At 73.6% G+C, this 7,057-nt stretch carries 6 protein-coding genes; all 6 read left to right on the plus strand.

Annotated elements, in window-relative coordinates:
- Window positions 1-28: 28 nt before the first annotated feature.
- Window positions 29-2,074 carry a primosomal protein N' gene (locus tag G6031_RS00980; protein ID WP_182652139.1) on the plus strand — a complete coding sequence of 682 codons (2,046 nt, stop codon included), beginning with the start codon at window positions 29-31 and terminating at the stop codon, window positions 2,072-2,074.
- Between the two features lie 81 nt (window positions 2,075-2,155).
- Window positions 2,156-2,710: a peptide deformylase gene (gene def / locus G6031_RS00985; RefSeq protein ID WP_179525343.1), complete on the plus strand. Its 555-nt coding sequence runs from the start codon at window positions 2,156-2,158 to the stop codon at window positions 2,708-2,710.
- A gap of 2 nt (window positions 2,711-2,712) precedes the next feature.
- Entirely contained in the window at window positions 2,713-3,645 is a 933-nt protein-coding gene (gene fmt, locus G6031_RS00990; protein WP_182652142.1) for a methionyl-tRNA formyltransferase, read from the plus strand.
- Window positions 3,642-5,231 (plus strand): transcription antitermination factor NusB, encoded by a 1,590-nt coding sequence (locus tag G6031_RS00995; RefSeq protein WP_182652140.1) that lies wholly within the window; start codon window positions 3,642-3,644, stop codon window positions 5,229-5,231. The genes fmt and G6031_RS00995 overlap by 4 nt, the downstream gene beginning before the upstream one ends.
- 6 nt (window positions 5,232-5,237) lie before the next feature.
- Window positions 5,238-6,176 carry an alpha/beta hydrolase gene (locus G6031_RS01000; RefSeq protein ID WP_182652141.1) on the plus strand — a complete coding sequence of 313 codons (939 nt, stop codon included), beginning with the start codon at window positions 5,238-5,240 and terminating at the stop codon, window positions 6,174-6,176.
- Window positions 6,177-6,231: 55 nt separating this feature from the next.
- Window positions 6,232-6,900 carry a ribulose-phosphate 3-epimerase gene (gene rpe, locus G6031_RS01005; protein ID WP_179525340.1) on the plus strand — a complete coding sequence of 223 codons (669 nt, stop codon included), beginning with the start codon at window positions 6,232-6,234 and terminating at the stop codon, window positions 6,898-6,900.
- The last annotated feature ends 157 nt before the right edge of the window (window positions 6,901-7,057 follow it).

Raw genomic sequence — 7,057 nt, forward strand, 5'->3', positions numbered from 1 at the left:
TCGGAGCGGGGTGCGAGAATCCGAGACCGTGACCACGACGCGCCCAGCGGCCCGGGTCGCGGCGGCCACGGCCCCCGTGGCCCGGGTCCTGCCCCTGCTCGGGGTTCCGCATCTGGACCGGGAGTTCGACTACCTGGTCCCGGAGTCCCTGGCCGACCAGGCGGTACCCGGTACCCGCGTCCGCGTGCGGTTCGCCGGCCGCCTCGTCGACGGGTACCTCGTGGAGCGCTCGGACGAGACGGATCACCGCGGGGAGCTCGCATGGCTCGAGCGCGTCGTCTCGCCGGAGCCCGTGCTCACACCGCAGTTGCTCCGGCTGGTCGACCTGGTCGCGCGACGGTGGGTGGGCATGCGCTCGGACGTCCTGCGACTGGCGATCCCCCCGCGGCACGCCGCGGCCGAGAAATCGGTACCGGACCGCGAACCACCGCTGGGTGTGACGGAGGGCCCGGTCGAGATCCCGGTCGGCTGGTCCGACCACCCGATGGTGACGCGGTTCCTCGACGCGGCGACCGGGGGGGTCCCGGCCCGGGCCGTCTGGACCGTGCCGCCCGGACGGGACTGGGCGCGCGCACTCGCCGCCCTGGCGGACTCGGTCAGGCGGAGGGGCCTGCAGGTGTTGCTGATCGTCCCGGACCAGCGGGACGTCGACCGGTTGACCGCGGAGTGTCGGCAGATCGTGGGCGGGGGAGCCACGGGGCGGGACCTGGTGGTCGACCTGTCCGCGGGGATCGGCCCCTCGGCTCGGTACCGACGGTGGCTGCGGGCGGTCCGCGGGCACGCCCGGATCGTGGTGGGGACCCGCAGCGCCGTGTTCGCACCGCTCCCGGAGCCGGGTCTGATCGTGTTGCACGATGACGGCGACGACTCGTTCGTGGAGCCCCGCGCCCCCTATCCGCACACCAGGGAGGTCGCCGCACAGCGGTCCGTGCTGGACGGCACCCCGTTGCTGCTGAGCTCGGTGGATCGGACCCCGGAGGTGGCCGAGTACGTGCGGTCGGGGTGGGCACACGAGATCCGGCCCGAACCCGGGCTCGTCCGGGCGCTCGCCCCGCGCGTCGTCGCGTTCTCCGACGCGGATCCGACCCAGGCCCGTGATGTGGCCAGCGGGCGCACCCGGTTGCCCGCGGTGGCGGTGACGATGGCCCGGGAGGCCGTCGACGTGGACGCCCCGGTGCTCGTCCAGGTCCCGAGGAAGGGGTACATCCCGACCCTGCTGTGCGGGTCGTGTAGGACACCGGCCCGGTGTCGCCGGTGCAACGGTCCGCTCCGCGCGGGGCGGATGGATGCGGTGTACGGCCCCGTGGATCTCGCCTGCGGCTGGTGCGGAGCCCCGGAGCCGGGTTTCCGGTGCGTGGCCTGCGGGTCGCGGGCCCTGCGCGCGGGTGTCGTGGGCGCGGGCCGGACGGCCGAGGAGCTCGGCCGGATGTTCCCCGGGGTCAGGGTGCGGACGAGCGGGGGCGGGGAGATCCTCGACACCGTTCCCGCCGCCCCCGCCATCATCGTGTCCACTCCCGGGGCCGAACCGGTCGCCGAGGGTGGATACGGAGCGGCGCTGCTCCTGGACTCGTGGGCCCTGCTGGGACGCCCGGATCTCCGAGCGGTACAGAACGCCCTTCGGCACTGGGTGGGCGCCGCCTGCCTGGTCCGCCCGGCCGCCGACGGGGGCCGTGTGTTCCTGTCGGCGGATTCCGGGTCCCCGGTCGCGCAGGCCCTGGTGCGGTGGGACCCCCAGGGGTGGGCCGAACGCGAACTCGCGGACCGCGCCGAGGTGGGGTTCCCGCCCGCCGTCCACATGATGGCGGTGGACGGCCCGGCCTCCGCGCTGGCCGAGATCCTCGACGAGCTCCGGATCCCGGACGAGGTGGAGGTGCTCGGGCCCGTCGACCTCCCCCCGGGGGAGGAGTTGCCCGGACACGACGGCGTGGAGGACCCCGAGCGGGTGTTGCTCCGCGTCCCGCCACCGCTGCTCGGAGCGGTCTCCACCGAACTACGGGCGGTCGTGGTGGCGCGGTCGGGGCGGCGGAACGCCGACCCCGTCCGGGTCCGGCTCGACCCGGTACACATCGGCTGACCGGCCCGTGCGGTGGGTTGCCCGGAGAACACCTAGAATGGGCGTTTCCCGTATCCCCGTCCGCGAGGAGTTCAGATACGCATGGCCGTCCATCCCGTCCGGCTCTTCGGTGATCCCGTCCTGAGGACCCCGACCGATCCCGTCACCTCGTTCGACGACAGGTTGGCGCGCATCGTGGCCGACCTCATGGACACGGTCCGCCACGAGGACGGAGCCGGGTTGGCCGCTCCCCAGATCGGCGTGTCCACCCGGGTGTTCGTCTACACCTGTGGAGGCCGCGAGGGCCACCTCGTCAACCCGGAGTGGGAACCGATCGGGGACGAGAGGACTCACGTCAACGAGGGGTGCCTGTCGATCCCCGGGGTCTCCGAACCCACCGAACGCTACGCGCGTGTCGTGGCGCGCGGCGTCGACGTGCACGGAGAGCCGGTGCGTCTCGAGGCCGAGGGGATCCTCGCGCGCGCCGTGCAGCACGAGACCGACCACCTCGACGGGATCCTGTTCCTCCAGCGCCTCACCCCGGACCGGCGGCGCTCGGCGATGGCCGGGATACGGTCGTCCGGATGGTTCGGTAGCGACGCCATCAGCGCCGGGGTCGTCTACGACCGACTCGCCGACGCGATGGCGGTGAGGTGACGGTGCGACTCGTCTTCGCCGGCACACCGCAGGCGGCCGTCCCCTCGCTCGAGGCCCTGCTGACCTCAGGCCGACACGACGTGGTGGCGGTGGTCTCCCGTCCCGATGCCCGGACCGGTCGCGGCCGGAGCCTGTCCCGCAGTCCCGTGGCCGCGGCCGCCGACGCCGCGGGGATCGAGGTCCTCACGCCGCCGAACGCCCGCGACCCGCAGTTCGCCGAGCGCCTCCGTGACCTCGCACCCGACGCGGTGCCGGTGGTGGCCTACGGGCACCTGGTGCCGCGACCCGTCCTGGACATCCCCGCACACGGCTGGGTGAACCTCCACTTCTCGCTGCTGCCGGCGTGGCGGGGTGCCGCACCGGTCAACGCCGCCATCGAGGCGGGAGACGAGGTGACCGGCGCCACGACCTTCCGTCTCGACGAGGGGATGGACACCGGTCCGGTGCTCGGCACGATGACCGAGACCATCCGCCCGCGCGACACCGCCGGGGACCTGCTCGCCCGGCTGTCGGTGTCCGGCGCGGGACTGCTCCTGGCCACCCTGGACGCCCTGGAGACGGGCGAGCTCCGCGCGGTCCCGCAGCCGACCGACGGGATCTCCCGGGCGGGGAAGATCACCGTCGACGACGCGCGGGTCCGCTGGACCGATCCGGCACTGGCGGTGGACCGCCACATCCGTTCCGTCACCCCGGCCCCGGGGGCGTGGACGACCTTCGGCGGCGAGCGGGTCAAGATCGGCTCCACGACGCCGTCCGGGGAGGGAGCACCGACCCTGGCCCCCGGGCGGATCCTGTGGGACAAGCACACCTTCCTCGTCGGCACGGCCACCGCTCCCGTCGCGGTGGACACTCTCCAGCCACCCGGCAAGAAGATGATGAACGCCGTCGACTGGGCACGCGGGGCCCGACTCGACGACGGGGCGGAGTTCTCATGAGTGCCCACGGCGGAGGGGGCCGCGGCCCCGGAGGCGGCGGTCGGCAGGGTGATGGCCGGCGGGGCGGCGGTCGGCAGGACACCGGCAAGCGGGACGCTGGCCGGCAGAGCAGCGGCCGGCAGAGCGGCGGCCGGTCGGGCGGGCGACGACCGGATGCACCCCGATCCGCCGACCGTCGGAGGGACGGTCGAGCACCTCGGCAGAGCCGCCCCGATGCCAGGACCGTCGCCCTCGCCGTGATGACGGCGGTGCGCGAACGCGCGGCGTATGCGAACCTCCTGTTGCCGTCCGAGCTCAGGAAGGCGCGACTCGACACCCGGGACGCGGCCCTGGCCACCGAGCTCACCTACGGCACCCTCCGGACACAGGGTCTGCTGGACCGCATCATCGCGGAGGCCGCCGGCCGCCCGGTCGAGGAGATCGACCCCCCGGTCCTGGACCTAGTGCGACTGGGCGCCTACCAGTTGCTGTTCACCCGGATCGGGGCGCACGCGGCCGTCGACACCAGTGTGGAGGCGGCGCGGACGCAGGGGCTGGGCAGGGCCGGGGCGTTCGTCAACGCGGTGCTGCGCAAGGTCTCCGCACAGGACCTGGACGGCTGGGTCGCAGTGCTCCGGAAGGACGTGACGGACCCCGTCGCCCGGCTGGCGGTGGGCACCGCGCACCCGGAGTGGATCGCCCGTGCGTTCGCCGAATCCCTGGGGGCGGACGCAGCGGAGCTGCCCGAGCTGCTGGCCGCCGATGACGCGCGCCCCAAGGTGCACCTGGCGGCACTGCCCGGCGCCATCTCGGCGGAGGAACTCGCGCTGGTGACCGGCGGCACCGAGGGCGTCGTGTCGCCGTACGCGGTCCACCTCGACTCGGGTGACCCCGGGACCCTCGAGGCGGTGCGCGACCGGCTCGCCACGGTGCAGGACGAGGGCAGTCAGGTCGTCGCGATCGCCGCGTCCCGTGCACCGCTCGTCGGCGAGGACGGCGGCCGGTGGTTGGATCTGTGCGCCGGACCCGGGGGCAAGGCCGTCATGCTGGGCGCGTTGGCGGAGATCGAGGGCGCGACGGTGACCGGTGTGGAGGTCTCCGAACACCGTGCCGACCTCGTGCGGGAGGCCACCCGGGACCTTCCGGTGACCGTCCTCACCGCGGACGGCCGGGATCCCGGTCTGGAACCGGGGTTCGATCGAGTCCTCCTCGACGCACCGTGTTCGGGTCTCGGCGCCCTCCGGCGTCGTCCCGAGGCCCGGTGGCGAAAGACCGCCGCCGACATCCCGGGACTGGTGGTGCTCCAGCGGGAGCTGCTGGACTCCGCCCTGCGTCTGGTGCGCCCCGGGGGCGTGGTGCTCTACGCGACGTGTTCCCCCCACCTGTCCGAGACGGTGTCTATGATCCGAGAGGCGAACAGGCGCGACGATGTCGAACTCCTCGACGTACGCGAGGTCCTCGAGGGGATCGACGGGGCCGCCACCGAGGGCCTCGGAGACGGACCGTGGGTGCAGCTCTGGCCGCACCGCCACGGCACCGACGCGATGTTCATGGCGGGGCTGCGCAGGGTCGCCTCAGACCCCACACCGCCGACACGAGAGGACTGACAGTCAATGCCGTCAGCAGACGCGGACCAGGGCCGGGACGACGCGACCTTCCTCTCCGGCGGGACCGGGTGCGCGGCGTGGGTGTACCGCCCGGAGACCTCGTCGGACCCCGGCGGGACAACCGCACCGGCCATCGTCATGGCGCACGGCCTCGGGTGTATCCGCGATCTCCGACTGCCCGCGTACGCCGAGCGGTTCCGCGACGCCGGCTTCGTCGTCGTGGTCTTCGACTACCGGCACTTCGGCGCGAGCGACGGGCAGCCCCGCCAGCTCCTCGACATCGGCCGTCAGCTCGACGACTGGCGGTCCGCGCTCGCCTTCACCCGGTCACTGACCGGCGTCGACCCGGACCGTGTCATCGCGTGGGGCACGTCGTTCTCGGGCGGCCACGTCCTCACGCTCGCCGGAACAGGGGAGCGACTCGCGGGGGTCGTCGCGCAGGTGCCGCACGTCAGCGGGCCGGCCGCGGTCCGGGCGACGCCGCTGCGCTCGGCGGTCAGGCTCACCCCCGCGATCATCGGCGACCTCTGGCGCGCGGCCCGGCGTGGGGAGCCCCGGTACGTCCCGCTGGTCGGTAAGCCGGGGGAGGCCGGTGCCATGACGAGCCCGGACGCCGACCCCGCGGTCGACCGCCTGGCGGCGGACTCCGGACTGAAGCGCGGCGACTTCCCCGAGTACATCGCAGCCCGGCTCCTGGTGCGGATCGGCTTCTATTCTCCGATCCGGCACGCGAGACGGATCGCGTGCCCCGTCCTGGTGCAGATCGCCACCCGGGACGCCATCACTCCCGCGGCGACCGCGCGCCGGGCCGCTCAGCGGATGCCGCGTGGCAGGTATCTGGAGTACCCGTGCGAGCACTTCGACCCCTACGTCGACCCGTACTTCGAGCAGATCGTGGCCGACCAACTCGAGTTCTGCCTCTCGCTGGCGGGTCCGGGCGCCTGATCGCGGTCCACGCCCTGGGAAGTCCGCTCGCGCCCGCCCGCCTAGACTGGGCGGCATGTCGTACCAGCCGCTCATCGCGCCGTCGATCCTGTCCGCCGACTTCGCCCGCCTGGACCGGGAGATCGAGCGGATCCCCGCCGCGGACTGGATCCACGTCGACGTGATGGACGGCCACTTCGTCCCCAACCTGTCCTTCGGCGCCCCGGTCGCGAAGGCGGTCGGCGAGGTCACCGACAAGCCGATGGACTGCCACCTGATGATCGAGGACCCGGCACGGTGGGTGGGCGACTACGTCGACGCGGGTGCGGCCAGCATCACCTTCCACGTCGAAGCCACCGACGATCCGAGGGCCGTCGCGGACCTGCTGCACTCGCGCGGCTGCCGGGCCGGCATCTCCCTCAAGCCGGGCACGGCCGTGGAGCCGTACCTCGATCTGCTCGAGCACGTCGACCTGGTCCTGGTGATGAGCGTCGAGCCCGGGTTCGGGGGCCAGTCGTTCATGCCGGAGGTGCTCGACAAGGTCCGCACGCTGCGCGCGGAGATCGACCGGCGCGGGCTCGACGTGCTGATCCAGATCGACGGCGGCATCGACTCGCGCACCATCGGGGACGCCGCCTCCGCGGGCTGCGACGTCTTCGTCGCCGGATCCGCCGTCTATGGTGCGCCGGACCCCGACGCCATGATCGAGACCCTGCGCGCGGGGGCGGCGGACGCACGGGCGTGACGATGTCGGACGGGCCGGACGACGGTCGACGGCGCCGTGAGCGCGAGGTCCTGGCCGACGCCCTCGCCGTGTCGCGGTCCGCGCTGGGGGTCACCACACCCAACCCGCCCGTGGGCGCCGTGGTACTCGACCCCGCGGGTGCCGTGGCCGGACGCGG

The organism is Dietzia sp. CQ4, from assembly GCF_014145125.1.
Lineage (GTDB): Bacteria > Actinomycetota > Actinomycetes > Mycobacteriales > Mycobacteriaceae > Dietzia > Dietzia natronolimnaea.